The sequence below is a fragment of the Neorhizobium sp. DAR64872/K0K18 genome, assembly GCF_050500175.1.
Taxonomy (GTDB): domain Bacteria; phylum Pseudomonadota; class Alphaproteobacteria; order Rhizobiales; family Rhizobiaceae; genus Neorhizobium; species Neorhizobium soli.
The window spans coordinates 1,084,733-1,106,120 of sequence record NZ_CP191445.1 but is presented as its reverse complement, the minus strand read 5'-3'; the positions used below and the strand labels follow the sequence as shown (position 1 = coordinate 1,106,120).

At 61.0% G+C, this 21,388-nt stretch carries 20 protein-coding genes and 1 tRNA gene; 4 read left to right on the top strand and 17 right to left on the bottom strand.

Annotation, left to right across the window (positions count from 1 at the left end; all coding sequences use genetic code 11):
• Positions 1-74 precede the first annotated feature (74 nt).
• From prmC to ACQY1P_RS04875, 5 genes are all read right to left on the bottom strand, one after another.
• Positions 75-989 (bottom strand): peptide chain release factor N(5)-glutamine methyltransferase, encoded by a 915-nt coding sequence (gene prmC / locus ACQY1P_RS04895; RefSeq protein WP_062454273.1) that lies wholly within the window; start codon positions 987-989, stop codon positions 75-77.
• Positions 986-2,068 carry a peptide chain release factor 1 gene (gene prfA, locus ACQY1P_RS04890; RefSeq protein WP_062454274.1) on the bottom strand — a complete coding sequence of 361 codons (1,083 nt, stop codon included), beginning with the start codon at positions 2,066-2,068 and terminating at the stop codon, positions 986-988. Before prfA ends, prmC begins: the two co-directional genes overlap by 4 nt.
• Before the next feature lie 32 nt (positions 2,069-2,100).
• Positions 2,101-4,368 carry a phosphoenolpyruvate--protein phosphotransferase gene (gene ptsP, locus ACQY1P_RS04885; protein ID WP_062454964.1) on the bottom strand — a complete coding sequence of 756 codons (2,268 nt, stop codon included), beginning with the start codon at positions 4,366-4,368 and terminating at the stop codon, positions 2,101-2,103.
• Positions 4,369-4,449: 81 nt separating this feature from the next.
• The gene (locus ACQY1P_RS04880) at positions 4,450-5,724 is read right to left on the bottom strand and encodes an aspartate kinase (RefSeq protein WP_062577503.1); all 1,275 of its coding nucleotides are present in this window, start codon (positions 5,722-5,724) and stop codon (positions 4,450-4,452) included.
• A 293-nt stretch (positions 5,725-6,017) separates the two neighbouring features.
• Positions 6,018-6,911 carry an SH3 domain-containing protein gene (locus tag ACQY1P_RS04875; RefSeq protein WP_092664587.1) on the bottom strand — a complete coding sequence of 298 codons (894 nt, stop codon included), beginning with the start codon at positions 6,909-6,911 and terminating at the stop codon, positions 6,018-6,020.
• A 292-nt stretch (positions 6,912-7,203) separates the two neighbouring features.
• Here ACQY1P_RS04875 and ubiG point away from each other — a divergent pair, with 292 nt between their 5' ends.
• Positions 7,204-7,950, top strand: a complete 747-nt coding sequence (gene ubiG, locus ACQY1P_RS04870; RefSeq protein WP_113110273.1) for a bifunctional 2-polyprenyl-6-hydroxyphenol methylase/3-demethylubiquinol 3-O-methyltransferase UbiG — start codon at positions 7,204-7,206, stop codon at positions 7,948-7,950.
• Between the two features lie 3 nt (positions 7,951-7,953).
• Here the strand turns inward: ubiG and ACQY1P_RS04865 are convergent, their stop codons facing one another.
• The 6 genes from ACQY1P_RS04865 to ACQY1P_RS04840 all read right to left on the bottom strand — a co-directional run bounded on the left by ACQY1P_RS04865 (position 7,954) and on the right by ACQY1P_RS04840 (position 11,784).
• Positions 7,954-9,045 (bottom strand): acyltransferase family protein, encoded by a 1,092-nt coding sequence (locus ACQY1P_RS04865; protein WP_430253233.1) that lies wholly within the window; start codon positions 9,043-9,045, stop codon positions 7,954-7,956.
• A 151-nt stretch (positions 9,046-9,196) separates the two neighbouring features.
• A tRNA-Ala gene (locus tag ACQY1P_RS04860) sits at positions 9,197-9,270 on the bottom strand.
• A 143-nt stretch (positions 9,271-9,413) separates the two neighbouring features.
• Positions 9,414-9,842, bottom strand: a complete 429-nt coding sequence (locus tag ACQY1P_RS04855) for a DUF1178 family protein (protein WP_430253231.1) — start codon at positions 9,840-9,842, stop codon at positions 9,414-9,416.
• The gene (locus tag ACQY1P_RS04850; protein WP_430253229.1) at positions 9,839-10,699 is read right to left on the bottom strand and encodes a carbon-nitrogen hydrolase family protein; all 861 of its coding nucleotides are present in this window, start codon (positions 10,697-10,699) and stop codon (positions 9,839-9,841) included. Before ACQY1P_RS04850 ends, ACQY1P_RS04855 begins: the two co-directional genes overlap by 4 nt.
• Before the next feature lie 12 nt (positions 10,700-10,711).
• Positions 10,712-10,969: a glutaredoxin 3 gene (gene grxC, locus ACQY1P_RS04845; protein WP_062454280.1), complete on the bottom strand. Its 258-nt coding sequence runs from the start codon at positions 10,967-10,969 to the stop codon at positions 10,712-10,714.
• Between the two features lie 56 nt (positions 10,970-11,025).
• Complete coding sequence (locus tag ACQY1P_RS04840) at positions 11,026-11,784, bottom strand: ComF family protein (RefSeq protein WP_430253226.1); 759 nt, start codon at positions 11,782-11,784, stop codon at positions 11,026-11,028.
• Positions 11,785-11,877: 93 nt separating this feature from the next.
• Between ACQY1P_RS04840 and ACQY1P_RS04835 the strand changes: the two genes are divergently transcribed.
• On the top strand, positions 11,878-12,756 hold the full coding sequence (locus tag ACQY1P_RS04835) for a methyltransferase domain-containing protein (RefSeq protein WP_430253224.1): 879 nt from the start codon (positions 11,878-11,880) through the stop codon (positions 12,754-12,756).
• A 27-nt stretch (positions 12,757-12,783) separates the two neighbouring features.
• Here ACQY1P_RS04835 and ACQY1P_RS04830 read toward each other — a convergent pair whose 3' ends face one another.
• From ACQY1P_RS04830 to ACQY1P_RS04805, 6 genes are all read right to left on the bottom strand, one after another.
• Positions 12,784-12,957, bottom strand: coding sequence for a Flp family type IVb pilin (locus ACQY1P_RS04830; protein WP_325264164.1), 174 nt, complete (start codon positions 12,955-12,957; stop codon positions 12,784-12,786).
• 61 nt (positions 12,958-13,018) lie between these two features.
• Complete coding sequence (locus tag ACQY1P_RS04825) at positions 13,019-13,339, bottom strand: hypothetical protein (protein WP_062454284.1); 321 nt, start codon at positions 13,337-13,339, stop codon at positions 13,019-13,021.
• A gap of 111 nt (positions 13,340-13,450) precedes the next feature.
• The gene (gene mutT, locus ACQY1P_RS04820; protein WP_062577544.1) at positions 13,451-13,855 is read right to left on the bottom strand and encodes an 8-oxo-dGTP diphosphatase MutT; all 405 of its coding nucleotides are present in this window, start codon (positions 13,853-13,855) and stop codon (positions 13,451-13,453) included.
• Positions 13,856-13,863: 8 nt separating this feature from the next.
• On the bottom strand, positions 13,864-14,634 hold the full coding sequence (locus ACQY1P_RS04815; RefSeq protein ID WP_430253925.1) for a GNAT family N-acetyltransferase: 771 nt from the start codon (positions 14,632-14,634) through the stop codon (positions 13,864-13,866).
• Between the two features lie 8 nt (positions 14,635-14,642).
• On the bottom strand, positions 14,643-15,884 hold the full coding sequence (gene argJ, locus ACQY1P_RS04810) for a bifunctional glutamate N-acetyltransferase/amino-acid acetyltransferase ArgJ (RefSeq protein ID WP_430253222.1): 1,242 nt from the start codon (positions 15,882-15,884) through the stop codon (positions 14,643-14,645).
• A gap of 57 nt (positions 15,885-15,941) precedes the next feature.
• Entirely contained in the window at positions 15,942-16,820 is an 879-nt protein-coding gene (locus ACQY1P_RS04805) for a peptidylprolyl isomerase (RefSeq protein WP_325264170.1), read from the bottom strand.
• 261 nt (positions 16,821-17,081) lie between these two features.
• On the opposite strand from ACQY1P_RS04805, the gene secA reads away from it, so the two are divergent.
• Positions 17,082-19,793, top strand: a complete 2,712-nt coding sequence (secA, locus tag ACQY1P_RS04800; protein ID WP_092664569.1) for a preprotein translocase subunit SecA — start codon at positions 17,082-17,084, stop codon at positions 19,791-19,793.
• 170 nt (positions 19,794-19,963) lie between these two features.
• Complete coding sequence (locus tag ACQY1P_RS04795; protein WP_113469605.1) at positions 19,964-21,376, top strand: lipopolysaccharide biosynthesis protein; 1,413 nt, start codon at positions 19,964-19,966, stop codon at positions 21,374-21,376.
• Positions 21,377-21,388 lie beyond the last annotated feature (12 nt).

Genomic DNA, 21,388 nt, shown 5'->3' with positions numbered 1-21,388 from the left:
TGATTTACGCTAACTCGCTTCCTGAAGGATTCCAAGCCCTTTCTTTTGCTTTGCAACATCGAAAGCCTGGATAATCAAGGGCCACCTCTCGTAAAGACAAGCACGCGATCGTTGTTACCATAATCACGTCTTGCTTGCGTCAAGATGAAGCCTGCATCCTCAAAGATACGTGTCACCGTGTCTCGCTGATCGAACCCGATCTCGACGCCGATCGACCCTTCGTCCTTGGGAAACGAGCCGTCTTCCTGTGGACCGCGCAGTTCGAGAAAGTGCTCGGCCTGCGATGCGATTGCCCGGTAGGCATCCAGGCCATCGGGTCCGCCGTCCAACGCTGCCGGCGGATCGAAATCGCGAACTTCCGGCTCTAGTTCAGGAATGACATCGCTTCTGATATAGGGCGGGTTTGACACGATTATGTCGAAACGCCCGTCAATTGCGTCAAACCAATGACTTCTGACGCCCTGAAACCGCTCACCAAGATCAAGACGTTGCGCATTACGCGTCGCCGTCGAAAGCGCATCCTCGGAAATATCGGAGCCGACGCCCGTCGCTTGCGGAACCTCGCTCAACAGCGCCAGAATGATGGCGCCGGTCCCGGTGCCAAGATCGAGCACGCGGGCATGGCCCTTTTCCGCAACGATCCGTCTGAGCACGGGCAGCATGCATTCGACCAGGAGTTCGGTATCCGGCCGCGGCTCCAGCGTCTCTTTCGAGAGCAACAGGTCCAGCCCGTGAAACGCCCGCATTCCTAGAATACGGTGAACCGGCTCGTGACCCAGCCGCCTGGCCACCGCGTCCGCAATCCGGGCCATGTCGAGGGCATCGACAACACGGTCGCCATCAACGAACACCTCGGTCGAGGAAAGTCCCAGCAAGCCGCCGATCAGAAGCCTTGCCTCGATGGCCGCATCGGCGATCCCTGCTGCGGCAAGCTGCGCCCTTGCATCCGCCACCACCGCCTTCAGCACAGACGCCGGTTGCTCGCTCATCCGTGCTGCTCGCCAAGCTGCGCCAGCTGTCCGGCCTGATAATCCGAAATCAGCGCATCGACGACTTCGTCGATCTCGCCGATCATCATCCGGTCGAGCTTGTAGAGCGTCAGGTTGATACGGTGGTCGGTCACACGTCCTTGAGGGAAATTGTAGGTGCGGATGCGCTCCGAACGGTCGCCCGAGCCGACCTGGCTCTTGCGGTCCGCAGAGCGTTCGCTGTCGGCTTTCTGCCGCTCCATGTCGTAGAGCCTCGAGCGCAGGACCTGCATGGCTTTTGCACGGTTCTGGTGCTGCGATTTCTCCGAACTGGTGACAACCAGCCCCGTCGGCAGGTGGGTGATGCGAACGGCAGAGTCGGTGGTGTTGACGTGCTGGCCGCCGGCGCCGGATGCCCGCATCGTATCGATGCGGATATCGTCCGCCTTGATCTCGATGTCGATCTCTTCCGCTTCGGGCAAAACTGCGACTGTCGCAGCCGAGGTATGGATGCGCCCCTGCGTTTCCGTATCGGGCACCCGCTGCACCCGGTGCACGCCGCTTTCGAATTTCAGCTTGGAAAACACGCCGCGGCCGGTCACGGTGGCGATGACTTCGCGGAAACCGCCCGCTTCGCCGTCGCTGGCAGACAGCACTTCCACCTTCCAGCCATGGGCACTCGCGTAACGCTCGTACATGCGAAACAGGTCGCCGGCAAACAGCGCCGCCTCGTTGCCGCCGGTGCCGGCGCGGATTTCCAGGATGGCGCTGCGCTCGTCGGCCGCATCCTTGGGAAGGAGAAGGATCTGCATGTCCTTTTCCAGCTGCTCGATGCGTTCTTCCGCATCCGGCAGCTCCATCTCGGCCAGCTCGCGCATCTCGCGGTCGGTCGCCTTGTCGACAAGCATCGCACGCAGGTCAGCGACCTCAGCCAGGGTCTTTTCGTATTCACGGATCTTGGTGACCACCGGCTGCAGTTCGGAATATTCCGATGCCAGCTTCACATAGACATCGGCAGCCGGACCCTCCGACATGCGCGCCTCGATCTCGCCGAACCGGCGTTCCAGTTCGCGCATCTTTTCGACAGGAAGCTTCGCCACCCAATCACTCCACTCTTGTTCTTTGTGTTTTTCTATACGGGAATGTTGTTGGTTTCCGCAAACCGCAACAGCAAATTGCGGATCGGCTCGTCCGAGCGCACGTCGTCCAGCGCGGCGTCGAGCTCCTCGGCCAGCTGCCCCGCATCGAGACCAAGCAGCATTGCCTTCACCGGCCCGATCGAGGTTGCCGCCATCGACACCGAGCGGAAACCGACGCCGATCAGCGCCATGGCCGAAAGCGGCTTGCCGGCCATCTCGCCGCACAGCGTCACCGGCGTGCGGTTCTTATCCCCCGCGCGGGCGATGTCGCGCAGAATGCGCAGGAACGGCTTGCCCAGAATATCGAACCGGTCGGAGACGCGGGCATTGCCCCGGTCGGCGGCCATGGCGAACTGGAACAGATCGTTCGAGCCGACAGAGACGAAATCCACTTCCGCCATCAGTTCATCCAGCTGCCACATCAGCGACGGCACTTCCAGCATCGCGCCGAACTGCAGCTTGCGCGGCAGGCTGTGGCCGAATTTGGAGAGATGCTGGACTTCCTTCTGGAACAGCTCGCGCACCGCGCGGATCTCGGAAACCTCGGTGATCATCGGCAGCATCATGCGCAGCTCGGCACCCGCCGATGCCCGCAGCAGCGCGCGCATCTGGGTGCGCAGCAGGCCCGGCCGATCGAGAGACAGGCGGATCGCCCGCCATCCCAGCGCCGGGTTTTCCTCTTCCTGGCTACGAAGGTAGGACACGACCTTGTCGCCACCGATATCGAGCGTGCGGAACGTCACCGGAAGGCCAGCCGCCTGGCGGATCACGGCGCGATAGAACGCCTCCTGTTCCTCAAGCTTCGGCATGGTCGAGGCGATCATGAACTGCAGCTCGGTGCGGAACAGGCCGATACCCTGCGCACCGGATTCGGCAAGCTGCGGCAGATCCACCAGCAGGCCGGCATTCATGTTGAGGCTGATCGCCTTGCCATCCTTGGTCACCGGCTCGACCGAGCGCAGTGCCTTGAACTGCTCCTGGCGCCGGGCCCGCAGCTTGACCTTTTCCTCATAGGCCTTCTGCAGATCCGCCATCGGGCGCACATGCACCTGGCCGTCGTCACCGTCGATGATGATGGGATCGCCGTTTTCGGCAAGCGCAACCAAGCCCGTCGCCTGGCCGACAACCGGAATACCCATGGCGCGGGCCACGATCACCACATGGCTGGTGACCGCACCTTCTTCCAGCACCAGCCCGCGCAGGTTCTCGCGCGGATAATCGAGCAGTTCGGCAGCGCCCATGGCGCGCGCAAGAATGATCGCATCGAGCGGGAAGTTCTCGTCCGTTGCTCGGCCGGAATAGCCGGTCAGCTGGCGCAGCAACCGGTTGGCCAGATCGTCGAAATCATGCATCCGCTCGCGCAGATAAGGGTCGGTCAGGCGCATCATCCGCGCCTTGGTGTCGCTCTGCACCTTTTCGACCGCAGCTTCCGCCGTCAGTCCGTTATGGATCGCCTCTTCCATGCGGCGCACCCATCCCTGGTCATGCGCAAACATGCGGTAGGTCTCGAGAACCTCGCGGTGCTCGCCCTCCTGCGCCACGTCGCGGCGCTGCAGCATGTCGTCGATCGAGATCCGGAGCGATCCGAGCGCTTCGGCCAGACGGAGGATTTCCTTGTCCGAGTCCTCGTTGAGAAGATTGGTAACGACGATGCGCGGCTCGTGCAGCACGACATGGCCGAGCCCGATGCCCTCGTTATAGCCGTTGGCCGCAATCGTGACCGCGCGGGTGAGGTCCAGCTCAAGCCCCGGTGCCGTGATCTTTTTGAGGTCGCCGGTCGCGATCATCTCGGCGATCACCATCGCCGTCGTCTCGAGCGCCTCGACCTCGTCTTCGCGGTAGTTGCGGCTGGCCTTGTTCTGCACGACGAGAACGCCGAGCGTGCGGCCGGCGCGCAGGATCGGCACGCCAAGGAACGAATGGTAAATCTCTTCGCCGGTCTCGGGCAGGTAGCGGAATGCTGGATGCGCCTGCGCATCGGAAAGATTGAGCGGCTGTGCCGAGGCGGCAATCGTGCCGACCAGACCCTGCCCCATCTTCAGCTGCGATGTATGGACAGCCTCCTTGTTGAGGCCCTCGGTGGCATAAAGCTCGAGCACACCATCGGAGCGCAATACATAGACGGAGCAAACCTCCGCCACCATGTTGCTGGCGATCTGGCGCACGATCCGGTCAAGCCGCTCCTGCGGCTCAAGTGGCTCGGCCATCAACTCGCGGAGCCGCTTCAGAAGAACGCGCGGCCCGGCCGACATGTCTCTCATCGGCATCATTGCTCCCGAATGCATCTTTAATCCGGAAGTGGCCGCGCGAGTTTCACACCCACGCGGCGAACCGGTTGACGATCAAGTCTTATCGAGACCGTAGGCGGAATGCAAAGACCGAACTGCAAGTTCCGAGTAGTCGCCGGCGATCAGGATCGAAATCTTGATTTCCGAGGTGGTGATCGCCTTGATGTTGATCGACTTTTCGGCAAGTGCCTTGAAAGCGGTCGCGGCCACGCCTGCATGGCTGCGCATGCCGATGCCGATCACCGACACCTTGGCGAGACCCGATTCGCTCTGCACGACGTCGAAGCCGATCTTGTCCTTGTTGTCTTCGAGAACGCTGATGGCCTTCGCCACGTCCCCGTAAGGCACCGTAAAGGTCATGTCGGTCTTTGATCCGTCCTCGGAAATGTTCTGGACGATCATGTCGACATTGATGTGATTTTCGGCCAGCGGGCCGAAGATGGCGGCAGAAACGCCTGGCCGGTCGGAGAGACGACGCAGGGAGATCTGCGCTTCATCCTTGGCGTAGGCGATGCCGGTGACGACTTCCTGTTCCACGATCTCTTCCTCGTCGCAAATCAAAGTACCGGGCGGGTTGATGAGGTCGCCCATGCCCGGTGCATCGGGATCCTCGAAACTGGAGCGCACGAAGGTGCGGACCTTGTGAACCATGGCAAGTTCCACAGAACGCACCTGCAACACCTTGGCGCCGAGTGATGCCATTTCGAGCATTTCCTCGAACGAAATCTTCTTCAGGCGCCGCGCCTTGGGCACGATGCGCGGGTCCGTCGTATAGACGCCATCGACATCCGTATAGATGTCGCAACGATCGGCCTTGAGAGCGGCAGCAATCGCCACCGCCGACGTGTCGGAACCGCCGCGACCGAGCGTCGCGATCCGGTTGTCCGGGCCGATGCCCTGGAAGCCGGCAACGACGGCCACCTGGCCCTCGCCCATCCGCTTGATGATGTCGGAACCGTCGATTTCCTGAATCCGGGCCGCGCCATGGGCATTGTCGGTGCGGATCGGCAACTGCCAGCCCTGCCAGGAGCGCGCATTGATGCCCATCGACTGCAGCGCGATCGCAAGCAGCCCTGATGTCACCTGCTCGCCGGAGGCGACGACGGCATCGTATTCGCGCGCGTCGTAAAAGGGAGAATCGGCGCCATTGACCTTCGGTGTGTCCTGTACCCAGCCCACCAGCTCGTTGGTCTTGCCCGACATTGCGGAAACGACGACGGCCACTTCATGGCCCGCGTCGACCTCGCGTTTCACATGGCGTGCCACATTGTGGATACGGTCAAGATTGGCGACGGACGTGCCGCCGAACTTCATCACGATGCGAGCCATTCGACAAAAACCACTGTTTCGTCCCGGCACCATACGCTGGAACGTCTGCTTCCCGTTTCTCTGCTCTCCGGGCCTCAAGGCCTGGAGTCACAAAGTTGCGGGGGTCTCATATCGAAAAGGGGCTGGCGGTGCAATGGCCGGAACAGGCCAGAACGGTACGCCCGGCAAAAACCGGAGGCAGTATTTCGCGATTATCCGCGGAAAACCGCCGAACATGAAAAGGGCCGCTTTCGCGGCCCCCGACTATCATCAACTGTAACCGTTCACGGCGGACGGGCTCCGCCGTTGTCGCCTTAGCGATTACGGCAACCCGGGCCGACGCACTGCTCAGTTTCACCCTGCGGGGCGCGACGGTCGTTGTTGCGCTCGGCACGAGGCTCCTGACGACGCTCTTCTCTGCGTTCGTCATTGCGCTCGGCACGCGGCGGCGGGCGGCGATCGTCCCTGCGGTCATCGCCACGATCCATGCGCGGCGGTGGTGGGCGACGGTCGTCGTCGCGATCAATCCGCGGTGGCGGACGGCGGTCATCCCGGTCGCGGTCGATACGCGGTGGTGGAGGGCGACGGTCGTCGTCACGATCGATACGCGGCGGTGGGCGACGATCGTCCCTGTCACGGTCGACGCGTGGCGGGTCGCGGCGGTCGCCGCGATCACGGTCCCAACCGGGACGGTTGTCCCAGCGGTCACGATCGCGGTCGCGGTCCCAACCCGGAGGTGGTGGCGGCGGACGTCTGTCACGATCCCAACGCGGCGGTGGCGGCGGCTGACGATCGGCGCGCCAATTGTAATCGCGCCAGCGATCACGTTCACGATAGAAATTGCGCTCTCTATAATGGCGACCCCAATAGTCGTTGACTTCGAAGGTCACCGTCGGGATGCCGAGACCCTGATAGTAGTCGGGCGCGACATAGACGCGGTTCGAACGGTACGCCGCCTGGACATAGTTTCCCGACACCCAGCCACGACCGCCGTAGAACGAAACGTCGCACCAGTTCACGCTGCTCATGCAGCCGTTGATGGTAACGGTCGCGCTGACCGGGATCACTGTGACCGCCGGATAGGCGGTGCTCGGACCTGACCGCATGTTCACGTTCGCGGTTGCGAATCCCTGCACGGCAGCCGAAGCAATCGACGGCGCCAGCATCAAGGCGCCGAGAGCGGCTACCCGTAAAAGTAACTTTTTCACCTGTTTCCTCCTGGAAAACATAAGCGGTCGGAATTGCTTCCGTTTTGCGCCCCGTAATTTTCAGCCTAAATGCTCGGAACGACCTATTGTTCCAGTTGTCGGCTGAATGGCGAATGAATGATGTATTTGACTGTCATTCACCATTTTTCTCCTCGCCGTAAGCAACGGTTCATCCCCGCCTGCTCACTGGAAAACAATGACTAAGCTGTCGCGCGACCTCCGCGGCGATGTCACCCCTTGACATCAACCCGGGATCATCCGACTTCAGGCCCTAGTACGAGAGGATGACGATATGACCGAAACCACACGCAGCACAGTCGATAAGGACCAGGTTGAATGGTTCTCGAAAATGGCAGCCGAGTGGTGGAACCCGACAGGGAAGTTTCGGCCTCTCCACAAGTTCAATCCGGTCCGTCTCTCCTATCTTCGCGACCGGATCTGCGAGCATTTCGGCCGTGACCCCAACGGTCACCAGCCGCTTGCCGGTCTTCGCATCCTCGATATCGGATGTGGCGGCGGTCTGTTGTCGGAGCCGATGGCCCGCATGGGTGCGACCGTTGTCGGCGCGGACCCGTCTGAAAAGAACATCGGCATCGCTTCCACCCACGCAGCTGAGACCGGCGTCACCGTCGATTATCGCGCAGTCACGGCCGAAGACCTTGCCGCGTCGGGCGAGCTGTTCGACGTTGTCATGAACATGGAAGTAGTCGAACACGTCGCTGACGTCGATTTTTTCATTACTACCTGCGCTTCGCTGGTGAAGCCGAGCGGCCTGATGTTCGTCGCGACCATTAACCGCACGCTGAAGGCCGGCGCGCTGGCGATCTTTGCTGCGGAAAACATTCTCCGCTGGTTGCCGCGCGGCACCCACCAGTACGACAAGCTTGTGCGCCCGGAAGAGATCGAAAAACCGCTGTCAAAAAGCGGCATGGAGATCATTCACCGCACCGGCGTGTTCTTCAACCCGCTGAGCGACCGCTGGAACCTGTCGTCCGACATGGACGTCAATTATATGCTGCTGGCGCGACGTCCGGGCTGAGCTTCAATCCTTGACGACAGCCGTGGCGGGTGTGGCAGTAACGGCGTCGACGGAGCCGCCCTTGCGGTGCAAAAGCCAGGCCCAACGGGGCCGCTCGAACAGGAAGTTGCCGATCCCTGTCGCCCTGACAATCGCGTAGAGGATGAGCGAGCTCACGATCGACACGATCATCACCGAAACGCTCAGCAGTCCCGTATCGGTAATCAGTCCGGTCTTGAGCGCTACTGCCCTGAACAGAGACATCGGGATGGTAAAGGCGAGGTAGACAACCAGCGAATGCTTGCCGAGCCAGACCAGCCAGCGCGAGAACGGCAGTTGGACGACGAGGCCGCAAGCGATGCAAAGCGCCAGCGTTCCAGCGACAGCAAGCACGAAATGCATCCCTGGCAACACCGCAGACCCCATCTGCATCCCGACCGGTTGAACCTCATAGCCGGGTGAAAACACGAGCACTCCGTTGACCAGCGCCCAGACGCACAGCGCAGCCCAGGCTCTCGCCGAATAGCGCTGGCAGAGATCGACCAGCTTCAAAATTGCGGGACCCGTCAGGAAGCCGAGATAGAAGAAGACGAAATACGCAGCAAACTGCGTGACCACGTAGCTCGCCGAGTGCGGCGACCAGACCTCAAGGCCGATCGCGACCGGAAGAACGACCCAGGCAGGCACCGAAAGCTGGTAGAACAGCTTTGTCACCAGTCCGAAAATGGCAAGCAGATAGACGAACCACAAAACGCCGTAGGGCTGGACCATCGCAAACGCCAGCTCCTTCAGCATCTTGCTGAGATCGAGCTCGTAGACCCCGATCTTCAGGCCAAGCATGATCGTGACCCAGAGCACGTAGAAATAAAGGTAATGGACCACCCGGCGGTCGACGAACTGCAACCACGGGCGGGCGATAACCTGCGACAGGAACAGACCCGAGATCAGGAAGAATTCCGGCATCCGGAATGGCGTGGCGAAACCGATGACATAGTGCAGAAAGCCGACCTGCCCGGTATATTCGCCGGTATTGTAGGCCGAGTACATCATCACAACCAGGATGATCGAGACACCTTTGGCGGCGTCGACCCACGCTAAACGATCAATCTTTTCCATGCTGCAGAGCACTTTCTGTCTGATCAAGGTTACGGGGACGCCCTTGCGATGTGATCGCAACGATCCGGCCTGTTCGGTCTAAATCCAAAGGGTCATGTCGAATGCGATGTTGGTGTCAACGTCTGCCAATTCGTCGCCGGAGTGTGGTCCTTGGAGAACTGGGCAGGATTTGAACCTGCATGTACGGGCTTGCGGGCCCGCTCCATTTCAGTCTGGCACCAGTTCATCACGGACGGCTTTCGGCAGCCCGTCCGCAGAGATAGCGCAGTCAGGTTAGAGTTCGGTAAACCGGCATGGTAAAGATGCATGTCTTGGAAGAAATACTTACAAGATACTTCCGACATCGCTAATGAACTTGGAGACCGGCGTCAGTTGCCGTCTTCCGGGAGCGTCGGCAAGGGGGCGATGTCGATGCCCTCATCAATCAGCTCGCGCACGTCGTCGAAACTTGCCTTGCCGATAATCCCGCGCGCATCGGCCTCGCCGTAATGGATCTTGCGCGCCTCTTCCGGAAATTTCTCGCCGACATCTTCGGAACTGGCGCGGATACCGGCGACGGCTTCCTTGAGCTTCGCCATCACCTCATGGCGCGCCATATTCATCGCCAACTCCTGCTTGGCTTCCTTCTTCCGTGCTGTCGAAACGGCGGGCGCCATCAGGGATTTTGAGATCGCGGTGGAATTGCAGACCGGACAGGTTAAAAAGCCGCTTTCCACCTGGCGGTCGAAATCGGCGCTTTGGGCAAACCAGCCTTCAAACGCATGTCCGTTCTCGCAGCCGAGCGAATATTTGATCACGCCGCCTCTTCCCTGTCACCGCGGTCTGGGACGATCGCCACGGAAAACTCCCGGGCATTCTTGAGGTTGGGGATCTTCTGGCGTGCCGCCCGGACCTGGTCGAGATCGATCTCGGCGATCAGGACCTCTTCGCCGGTGCCGCCAGCCATCGCCAGAACTTTACCCCAGGGATCAACGATCATCGAATGACCGTAGGTTTCGCGGCCATCTTCGTGGGTGCCGCCCTGTGCCGCAGCAATCAGGAACGTGCCGTTCTCGATGGCGCGGGCCCGAAGCAGGATTTCCCAATGCGCCTCGCCCGTCTGGCGGGTAAAGGCAGCCGGAACCGAGAGGATTTCGGCGCCGGCCAAGGCCTCAGCCCGAAACAGCTGCGGAAACCGCACATCGTAGCAAATCGCAAAACCGAGCCGGCCGAAACCAAGATCGGCGACCCGCGCTTCGTTGCCGGGTTCATAGGCCGAACTCTCGCGCCAGCTTTCGCCATTGTCGAGATCGACATCGAACATGTGGATCTTGTCGTAGCTGCAGACGGTTGCGCCGTCTGGCGAAAACAGGAAAGCGCGGTTGGCGATCTTGCCGTCGTCGCGGGCAATGGCGGTCGAGCCGACATGCAGGAAGACACCAAGCTCTTTTGCGAGATCGCGCGCAGTCGAGACGATCACATCATCCGCCTCGCCCCGCAATACTTCGCGGGCCGCCTTGCGGTCACGCTGCAGCATGCCGGTCATTTCGGGGGTCTGAATATAGGTCGCGCCATGGGCTGCAGCGTCACGGACAAGGCGCGCCATGTCGGCCGCATTCCTGACCGGATCGACGCCCGAACACATCTGGATCGCTGCAACCTTGACCGCGGTCATTGAAAAATCTCCTCAGGCCGCCAGAAGCGGATCGAGCTTGCCGGCACGGTCGAGCGCATGCAGGTCGTCGCAACCGCCGACATGCCGACCATCGATGAAGATCTGCGGGAATGTCGAACCGCCGTTCGACTTCTGCACCATTTCGGCGCGCAGTTCCTTCGAATAGGTCGCGTCATGCTCGGTAAAGGCAACGCCCTTGGATTCGAGCAGCGCCTTGGCGCGGGCGCAGTAACCGCAATATTCGCGGGTGTAAATGATCACATCTGCCATGATTTTCTCCACGTACTGTCAGGACTTTGTGCAGCGCGTCACAATTGCCGTCTCTGTCATATAGGCCCGGCAATGGCCATTGCAAAGGTCAAAACCGTCACCTCGGCAGCCCCTGCCCGCTTCAGCGACCGGGTTGCGGAAGACACTGTCGCGCCGGTCGTGAACACGTCGTCGACCAGTACGATATGCTTGCCGAACACGTCCTGTTCGCGACCCGCGGCCACCTTGAACGCGGCGCGGACGTTCTCCTCGCGGCCCCGCGCGGTCAACCCCACCTGACGCCGCGTGCTCTTCGTGCGCAGCAATGTTGCTGCAAGAAAGGGCTTTTCGGATTGAGCGGCGAGATGCCGCCCGAGCTCGGCTGCCTGATTGAACCGGCGCCAGAACATGCGCGAGCGATGAAGCGGCACCGGGAGAATAGCGTCGCAATCGGCCACGTGGGTCTCGCAAGCGCGCAGCATCCACCCGGCCATCATTGCGGCGAGGTCGGTGCGATCCCTATATTTCAGCGCATGGACGAGCGAGCGTGCCGCACCTTCGTGGATTGCCACAGCCCGCAGGCGGTCGAACACCGGGGGATTGGCGATCGCTTCCGGCGAGATCAGCAATTGCTCATCCAAAGCGGGATCGGAAGGATCATAGGAGAACGGAAGGCCTAGAACCTCGCAGTAAGGACGTTCGATGAAGCGCAGACCGCGCCAGCACTGTGCACAGAAACCGCGATGGCTGCCGGTGATCACGCCGCATCCGGGACAGGCTGGCGGGTAGACGACGTCGCCTATCCGGCGTGTCCAGACGGACGCGGCCGATACCATGCTCCTCAGCGATCGCAAGGCGGGGGACGAAGACATGCTTGACATTAATCGACGGAGAGCGACTTTGCGACCCGCGGAAATTGAGTGGAAAACATGGACATCATTTTTGACGCCGAACTGGTCGAAGCACGGCGCCGGCGTGCGATTGTCGCTGGCGACCGCAACGCGGCGTTTTTGCTGGATATAGCCGGACGCGAACTGGCCGAGCGGCTGTCCGTGGTCGAACGGCAGTTCGAACAGGGTGTCGAGTTGCATGGCGGTACCGGCACTGCAGCCCGCGAAGCGAAAGCAACCGGCAAGATCGACAACATGGTCCGGGTCGAGAGCGATCCTACCTTCGCCGTCTCTGGCGAAGACATCACGGTCGCACCGCTCGACGATGTGCCGCTTGAGCCGGATACGGTCAATCTCATCGTCTCACCGCTCGCCCTTCACTTGATCAACGATCTTCCCGGCACGCTGGTCCGCATCCGCCGGGCGCTGAAGCCGGACGGGCTGTTCCTTGCCGCCATTCCCGGATCCGGCACGCTTGCCGAGCTGCGCGATGTACTTCTGTCGGCCGAGGTGGAAATGACCGGGGGCGCTAGCCCGCGTGTCATTCCGTTTGCGGACGTGCGCGACGTCGGCGGGCTACTGCAGCGGACGGGTTTTGCCCTGCCCGTGATCGATGCGGAAACCTATACGGTGCGCTACGACAACCTGTTTGCGCTGATGCGGGACTTGCGCGGCATGGGCATGACCAATGCGCTCGCTGGCCGCAGCCGCAAGCCGCTGACGAAGAGCTTTTTCCTGAAAGCCGCCGAGCTTTATGCCGAACGCTACTCGGATCCGGATGGGCGCATCCGGGCCACGTTTTCGATCATCTACGCATCGGGATGGGCGCCGCATGAAAGCCAGCAAAAGCCCCTGAAGCCGGGATCGGCCAAGATGCGGCTGGAAGATGCGCTGCGCGGATCGCAGAACGAAAACTGATAGATCAGGGTAACGATCGGGGGAGGGTCAGGTAATCGGCTTGTCGACCTTGCCGCCGAGGAAGCTGAACATATTGCTGAGCGCCGAGGAAAAAGCGCCGAAACCGGCGAGCAAGGCGGCCGATATGATCGCGATGATCAGGCCGTACTCGACAGCCGTCGCCCCACATTCATCGCTCATGAAGGAACGCAGGAGACGCATGACTTGCCCTTTATCCGGTAAACCGCTGATCTGTCGCCCGACTATAGCGACTAATCGTTAATTAGCAGCCATCGTTTGCGCCGTAGCCCTGTACGATGCAGACGGAGCCCGGCGTGTCCTGAAGGACGCTACGGCGGATCGTGTAGGTTTTCGTGCCTTTCTCGACCGGCTTGATCGAGCCGGTGGTGATCATGTCGAAGTCCTGCTTGACCGTTGCCAGCCGCTGCTGGTCGTCGTGGCCGGCGAGCATCGGCGTCACGATCAGCGCAAGCGCAACCGCAGCGGTGCCAAACAGCAGAGCAATATTGAGGGCGCCGGTCCTACCGGATCTGTGCTTTGCCCGCTGGCGGGCCTGCACAGTTTTCCAGAATTCGTCTTCCATCGCTGAAAAGCCTCGTCAACGCAGTCACTGATCCCCCTGACGATGCCACGATGGGCTGAATTAAAGGTTAACAGGCTCTGAATTCGACTGCGCTAATTCGACTGATCTCGATCAGACAAGATCCTGAATGATCGGGATCAGAGGCTCGTCGGCGGGCGGCATCGGATAGTCCCGAAGCGCGTTCGGCTTGACCCACTTGATCGCCTGCCCCTCGCGCCCGTGCGGAATGCCCTCGAAACGGCGACAGACATAGAGCGGCATCAACAGATGGAAGGTTTCATAAGTGTGGCTCGCAAATGTCAGCGGCGCGAGGCAGGCTTCCTTCGTCTGGATCCCGAGCTCCTCGTCGAGTTCACGGATCAACGTCTCCTCGGGCGTTTCGCCAGGCTCCACCTTACCCCCCGGAAACTCCCAGAGCCCGGCCAGCGACTTGCCCTCAGGGCGCTGCGCAAGCAGGATGCGGCCATCGGCATCGATCAGCGCGCAGGCTGCAACGAGAAGAATTTTCCTCGACATGAGATCGGTCACCCTTTGCGCCAGTAGCGGTATTCATAGACCTTGCGAAAGCCGAACTGGCGATAGAGGGCAATCGCCGGTTCGTTGTCTGCCTCCACCTGCAGCCATGCCGAACGGGCACCGCTGACGCGCGCCCAGCGCAGTGCCGAGGCAAGTATTTCCGAGCCGATGCCCTGCCGCCGAACCGTTTGCGACACGGCAAACGACATGACGCCCGCAAGATCGTTGTCCTGCACGCAAAGCGCGACGGCGACGGCGCCGTGACGTGGGCTTTCCTTGATGAAGAAGCCCGATTGCGGCTTGATGGAACTGAGGATTTCCGCCAGTGCCGGCTTCAGCGCTGCGTCGTCCTGCCCCACTGCAATGCAGGCATCGACGAAACGGCCGATATCGTGGCTGGGAAGATGACCGAGCGTCGGCGGCAGCGGAAGGTGGGCGAGATCGCCGATCATCACATCTGCGGTCTCGAACATCTGCCAGCCATCATCCTCCAGATGACGGATCAGGTGCGGCGGTGCGAGCGGCGTTTCGCGCACCACCAGAGACCGTCCGTAATCGGCAAAACGCTTTCTGGTCTTTGAGAGCCGCAGGTCCATGTCCCTGTAATCGGACGGGTCGAGCGGCACGATGCAGTTCAACCGCTTCGACGGGTGGCTCCCCGTCAGCCGAACCTGCCAGCTGCCGTCATAGACCACGGACGCCGCGGGCCAGGCCCGGAAGCCGACCGCTTCCAGCCTTCGAACAAGGGGCAGATCGGCTTGAACGGGAGATGCGGTCATATCCGTCATCAGCTCCGGTAATCTCCGTTGATGGCGACGTATTCCTTCGTGAGGTCGCAGGTCCAGACCGTGGCGGTGCCGGAGCCAAGTCCGAGTTCGACCTTGACCGGAATGTCCTGTCCCTTCATCACGTTGGACGCGGCCTCTTCCGAATAGGCAGGATCGCGTTCGCCATTGACGGCAACCCGGACATCGCCGAACCAGATCGCCAGCTTGTCTCGGTCCGCGGCTTCGCCGGCCTTGCCGACGGCCATGACGATCCGGCCCCAGTTGGCGTCTTCGCCAGCGGCTGCGGTCTTGACCAGCGGCGAATTGGCGATCGACAGTGCGATCGTCTTGGCGGCGGCATCGCTTTCCGCGCCCGTGACGGTGATCTCGAGCATCTTGGTGGCGCCTTCGCCATCGCGGGCAACCTGGATCGCCAGGTCCTTCAGAAGCGCGTTCAGCGCATCCCGGAAAGCGGCAAGCGCCGGATCGGCGGGATCGGTGATCGGCGCTTGGCCGTCGGAAGCAGCAGCCCCGGTTGCAAACAGCATCAGCGTATCTGAGGTCGATGTATCGCTATCGACCGTCATCGAATTGAAGCTCGGCTCGACGCCTGCAGAGAGAAGCGACTGAAGCACCGAAGACGAGATATCGGCGTCGGTGACGACGAAAGACAGCATCGTCGCCATGTCAGGCGCGATCATGCCAGCACCCTTGGCAATGCCGTTGATCGTAACCGCGACGCCGCCGATCTCCGCCATGCGGGTCGCGACCTTCGGATAGGTATCCGTGGTCATGATCGCCTTGGCAGCCTCCTGCCAGAAATCGCCCGTGGCCGACCCGTGCATATCGCCAAGCACGCCTGCAAATTTCGTGGCATCGAGCGGTTCGCCGATGACGCCTGTCGATGCGAGGTAAATTTCATTCTCGCTGCATCCGACAGCAGCCGCTGCCGATTGTGCGGTAAGTTCCGTTGCCTGGCGGCCCTTGGCGCCGGTAAACGCATTGGCATTGCCGGAATTGACCACCACGGCCCGCGCGGTGCCATGGGCTAAGTTCGCGCGGCAGAAATCCACCGGTGCCGACGGGCATTTCGACTTGGTGAACACGCCGGCCACCGCTGCCGGTGCGTCGAACACCATCAACAGCACGTCGGTACGGTTCTTGTATTTGATGCCGGCGGCAGCTGTCGCCATGCGGACGCCGCGCAGGGCCGGCATTTCGGGATAGGACTTCGGGGCGAGCGGCGAGACGGAAGAGGACATCTGAACAACCTGACTGAATAGGAAAGGGCCCGGATATACCGGGCCCAGATGCGAATTTTACTGCTGTGCCGGTGCCGGCGCTTCTGCACCGTCCTGCATCTTGCTCACGTCCTCGTAGCCCTTCTTCAGGCCCTCATCCATGATCTCGATCTTCTGGTCGGCCTTCGCCTTTTCGATAATGGCGACATACTTGTCGCGCATCACGAGCTGCTTGACCTGGTCCTCGACCTGGTCGAGTGCCGGCGGAGCGGCTTCGCGCTTGTCGAGAAGCTTGATGACGTGGAAACCGAACTGGGTCTTGACCGGGGTCTTGGTGTAGGCGCCCTTTTCGAGGGCAAACGCGGCCTGCTCGAATTCCGGAACCATGCGGCCCTGGGCAAACCAGCCGAGATCGCCACCTTCGTCCTTGTTCGAATCCTGCGACTTTTCCTTGGCAATGGCTGCGAAATCGCCACCCTTGTCGAGGTCGGCAATCACGGCCTTTGCTTCATCCTCGGTCTTTACCAGGATATGGGCAGCATTGACCTCTTCCTGCTTCGGGATCGACGCGATTTCCTTGTCGTAGCGTGCCTTTACTTCTTCGGGCGTCGTGGCATCGACCACGTGCTTGCGGAAGTAGGCGTTGTGCAGTTCGCGATCGCCGATATAGGCCATGCGCTTCTTGTAGTCCTCGGTGTTACCAAGGCCTTCGGCGGCAGCACCGCTTGCCAGAAGCTTCACGTCGATTGCGCCGGAAAGGGCCGCAACCTTCTTCTGTTCTTCGGGAAGCTGGGCCAGCTGCGGGTCGAGGTTCTGGACCGCGACGTCGAGTTCGGCCTGAGTGATGTTCAGGCTGCCCACCTTGGCGACGACCGTATCGTCAGCGGCGAAAGCCGGGGCCTGGACGAAGATCGCAGCGGCAATAGCAGCCGATACGAGAAGTTTGTGGCGCAGCATCGAGTTACCTTTCGATTGGTGAACCGGATCCAGAACGTCTGGCACCGGCCGGAAAACCTTCACAAACACCGGATTGTGGCCATTCTGTATCGGCCGTCACCGTTGACATAATTCGGACCCCCTCTTATCTGTCACGCAACTTCGCGTCCAGAAGCTTTGCGGGCGCCACGGGTCGAATTGTCAGAGGCGCCGCCGGCCGACAAGCTCAATCGTGGTCTCGACGAGTGACATCAGGGACTGACATCAGAAAGGGCCATTCGTATGGTCAGCTTTGGCGGCATTGCCCGCAAACTGTTCGGATCTGCAAACGAGCGCCGCGTGCGGGGCTACAAGCCGATGCTCGAGAAGATCAATGCAATCGAGGAAGCCACCAAGGCGCTCACCGATGAGCAGCTCGCCAACAAGACGGCGGAGTTCCGCCAGATGCTGGCAGACGGCAAGACCCTGGAGGATATCCAGATCCCTGCCTTTGCGGTGCTTCGCGAAGCGGCCCTTCGCGTACTCGGCATGCGACCCTTCGACGTCCAGCTGACCGGCGGCATGATCCTTCACGACGGCGCAATCGCCGAAATGAAGACCGGCGAAGGCAAGACGCTGGTGGGAACCCTGCCCGTCTACCTCAATGCACTGTCGGGCAAGGGCGTGCATGTGGTGACCGTCAACGATTATCTCGCACAGCGCGACGCCAGCATCATGAGCCGCCTCTACGGGTTCCTTGGCCTGTCGACCGGTGTCATCGTCCACGGCCTGTCGGACGACGAACGCCGCGAGGCCTATGCCTGCGACATCACCTATGCGACGAACAACGAGCTCGGCTTCGATTATCTTCGCGATAACATGAAATACGAGCGCGGCCAGATGGTGCAGCGCGGCCACAACTTCGCGATCGTCGACGAAGTCGATTCGATCCTGGTCGACGAAGCCCGCACCCCGCTGATCATCTCAGGCCCGCTGGACGACCGTTCCGATCTCTACAACACGATCGACGCCTACATTCCGTTGCTGTCTCCGGAAGACTACGAAATCGACGAAAAGCAGCGCTCGGCCAACTTTTCCGAAGAGGGAACCGAAAAGCTCGAAGGCCTGCTGCGTCAGGCCGGCCTGCTGAAGGGCGAATCGCTCTATGACGTCGAGAACGTGGCGATCGTCCACCACATCAACAACGCGCTGAAGGCCCACAAGCTCTTCACCCGCGACAAGGACTATATCGTCCGCAACGACGAGATCGTCATCATCGACGAGTTTACCGGCCGCATGATGCCGGGCCGCCGCTATTCCGAAGGTCAGCATCAGGCGCTGGAAGCCAAGGAAAAGGTGCAGATCCAGCCGGAGAACCAGACGCTCTCCTCGATCACCTTCCAGAATTACTTCCGCATGTACGACAAGCTTGCCGGCATGACCGGTACGGCGCAGACGGAAGCGGAAGAATTCGGCAACATCTACAAGCTGGAAGTGGTGGAGGTTCCGACCAACCTGCCGATCCAGCGTATCGACGAAGATGACGAAGTCTACCGGACGTTTGAGGAAAAGTTCAAGGCGATCATCGTCGAGATCAAGGCGGCCAGCGAACGCAACCAGCCGGTTCTGGTCGGTACGACCTCGATCGAAAAGTCCGAACTTCTGGCAACCATGCTGCGCGAGTCCGGTTTTGAGAAATTCCACGTTCTAAACGCACGCTACCACGAGCAGGAAGCCTATATCGTGTCGCAGGCCGGCGTGCCCGGTGCCGTCACGATCGCCACCAACATGGCCGGTCGCGGTACCGACATTCAGCTCGGCGGCAATATCGACATGCGCCTTGAGCGCGAGCTCGAAGGCATCGAGGACGAGGGCGAACGCGCTGCCAAGGAGGCTGCCGTCCGTGCCGAGGTGAAGGTCCTGAAGGGCAAGGCTCTGGAAGCCGGTGGCCTTTACGTCATCGCCACGGAACGTCACGAAAGCCGCCGCATCGACAACCAGCTGCGTGGCCGTTCCGGCCGCCAGGGTGACCCGGGCCGCTCGAAATTCTACCTGTCGCTCCAGGACGATCTGATGCGCATCTTCGGTTCCGACCGGATGGATTCGATGCTGCAAAAGCTTGGTCTCAAGGAAGGCGAAGCGATCGTCCACCCCTGGATCAACAAGGCGCTCGAGCGGGCGCAGAAAAAGGTCGAGGCGCGTAACTTCGACATCCGCAAGAACCTTCTGAAATACGACGACGTCACCAACGACCAGCGCAAGGTGATCTTCGAGCAGCGCATCGAGATGATGGATTCGGAAGACGTGTCCGAGACCATCGAGGACATGCGCAACGAAGTGATCGAGGTCCTCGTTGCCAAGCACATCCCTGAGCGGGCCTATGCCGAACAGTGGAGCGTCAAGGAACTGCGCGAAGACGTTGATCGCCTGCTGAACCTTGATCTTCCGATCGAGGACTGGGCGACCGAAGAGGGTATCGGCGAAACCGATATCCGCGAGCGGATCACTGCCGCTGCTGAAGCTTCCGTCAAGGATCGCCGAGAGCGGTTTGGTGCCGACGTGATGAACTACGTCGAACGCTCCGTGGTGTTGCAGACGCTGGACGCCCTGTGGCGCGAGCATATCGTCAATCTCGACCACCTGCGCTCCGTCATCGGGTTCCGCGGCTATGCGCAGCGCGATCCGTTGCAGGAATACAAGGCGGAAGCCTTCGAGCTGTTCCAGGCGCTGCTTGCGAACCTGCGCGAAGCCGTGACCGCCCAGATGATGCGCGTCGAGCTTGTGCAGAACCCCGAGCCGCCGGTACCGCCATCGGTGTTCGAGGAGCATCATTTCGACCCGACGACCGGCGAAGACCAGGTGTCGGGCGCAGACGGCAGCGACTTCATCGCAGCGCCTGCCGATCGTCATCCCGAAGACCAGTCTACCTGGGGGCGCGTCGGCCGCAACGAGGCTTGCCCCTGTGGTTCGGGCAAGAAATACAAGCACTGCCACGGCGCCTTCGAACAGGCCTGATCGGGCAACATCAGTGCTATCGATAGAACGCCGCCTTCGGGCGGCGTTTTTCGTTTGCGGGAACGTCGCCGTCTTAACGTTCGGGTCGGCTGAGCCAACCGTTTCTTAACCCTGCTGTGGCAGATTTGCGAGCATGGCTCCTGTAGCGTAACGAGTATTGCGTGCCCATCATGGCGGTGATCGAAACAGCGGAAAGACTGCTTCCGGCCGGTTTGCGTGCCAGAGTCGCACCGCTGACGGGCAGGATCAGAGCCACTGTGACCGAAAACAGCGATACGGCGCGGGCGCAACGCCAGGCCATGACCGCGTTTGCGATCCGCATTTTCAGCGCCGCTATCGCCTTCCTGTCCCAGATCGTCATGGCCAGGCTGATGGGCGAGTTCGAATACGGGTTGTTCGCCTTCGTCTGGGTGATTGTCATCCTCGTCGGCAATCTCTCCTGCCTCGGCTTTCACACCTCGATCATCCGCTTCATCCACCAGCATTCAGCAGAGGGTGAAAACGGCGAGATCCGCGGCTTGAGCCTTGCCGCCTGCCTTGTCGCGCTCGTCACCTCGACCGTGATCGGCGGCCTCGGCTTTGCCTTTCTCTGGGCGTTCGGCAGCAGCATCGAGCCCTACTACATCGTGCCGGTTTCGATCGCTCTTTTCATCATTCCGATGATCGGCATCGGCGACATCCTCGACGGGATTGCCCGTACCCATGGCTGGACGATATCGGCGCTGGCGCCAACCTACATCCTCAGGCCCATCCTGATCCTCACTTTCATGACGGCAGCCGTCCTGTCCGATGCGCCGCGCGATGCGCAGACCGCCATGCTGGCGGCGCTTGCCGCCACATACGCCACAACGTTTGCGCATCTGACGCAGCTCATACTTCGGCTGAAAGGCAGCTACGGCAATGCATCGCGGCGCTACCGGCTTGGCTCCTGGATCCGATACTCGATCCCGCTATTTGTAGTCGACGGCATCGGCTTCCTGCTGACCAATGCGGACGTGGTCGTGGTCGGCATCTTTCTGCCGCCGGACGATGTCGGGATCTATTTTGCGGCGTCGAAAACGATCGTCCTTGTGCAGTTCGTCTACTTCTCCATCAAGGCGGCCGCCGCTCCCCGTTTCGCCGCCATCATGGCGGAAGGCGACATGACGGCGTTGGCCACATTCGCGGGCCAGACCGTCCGCTGGACCTTCTGGCCGTCGCTCGTCGTCGGGTTGACGACGCTTGCTGCGGGTGAACTGCTTCTGTCGCTGTTCGGCGACGCTTTCACTTCAGGCTATATCCTGATGGTGATCCTGTTTGCTGGCATTCTGTCCAAGTCGCTCGTCGGCCCCGGAGAAGTGCTGCTCAGCATGGCGGGCAGGCAAAAGCTCTGCGTTGCAGTCTATACGGCAACGCTTGCCGGCAGCATCGTCCTCAATGTCGTGCTGATACCACATTATGGGCTGGTCGGTGCGGCGATGGCGACCGCCGGCGCCATGATGATCGAGGCGACGTTGCTGCACATAGCAGTACGCCGCACGCTCGGAATCGTGCTATTCGCTTTTTCCGATCCACTGCCCAGACCCTCGTTCAAGGTTCGATAGACACAATGGCTC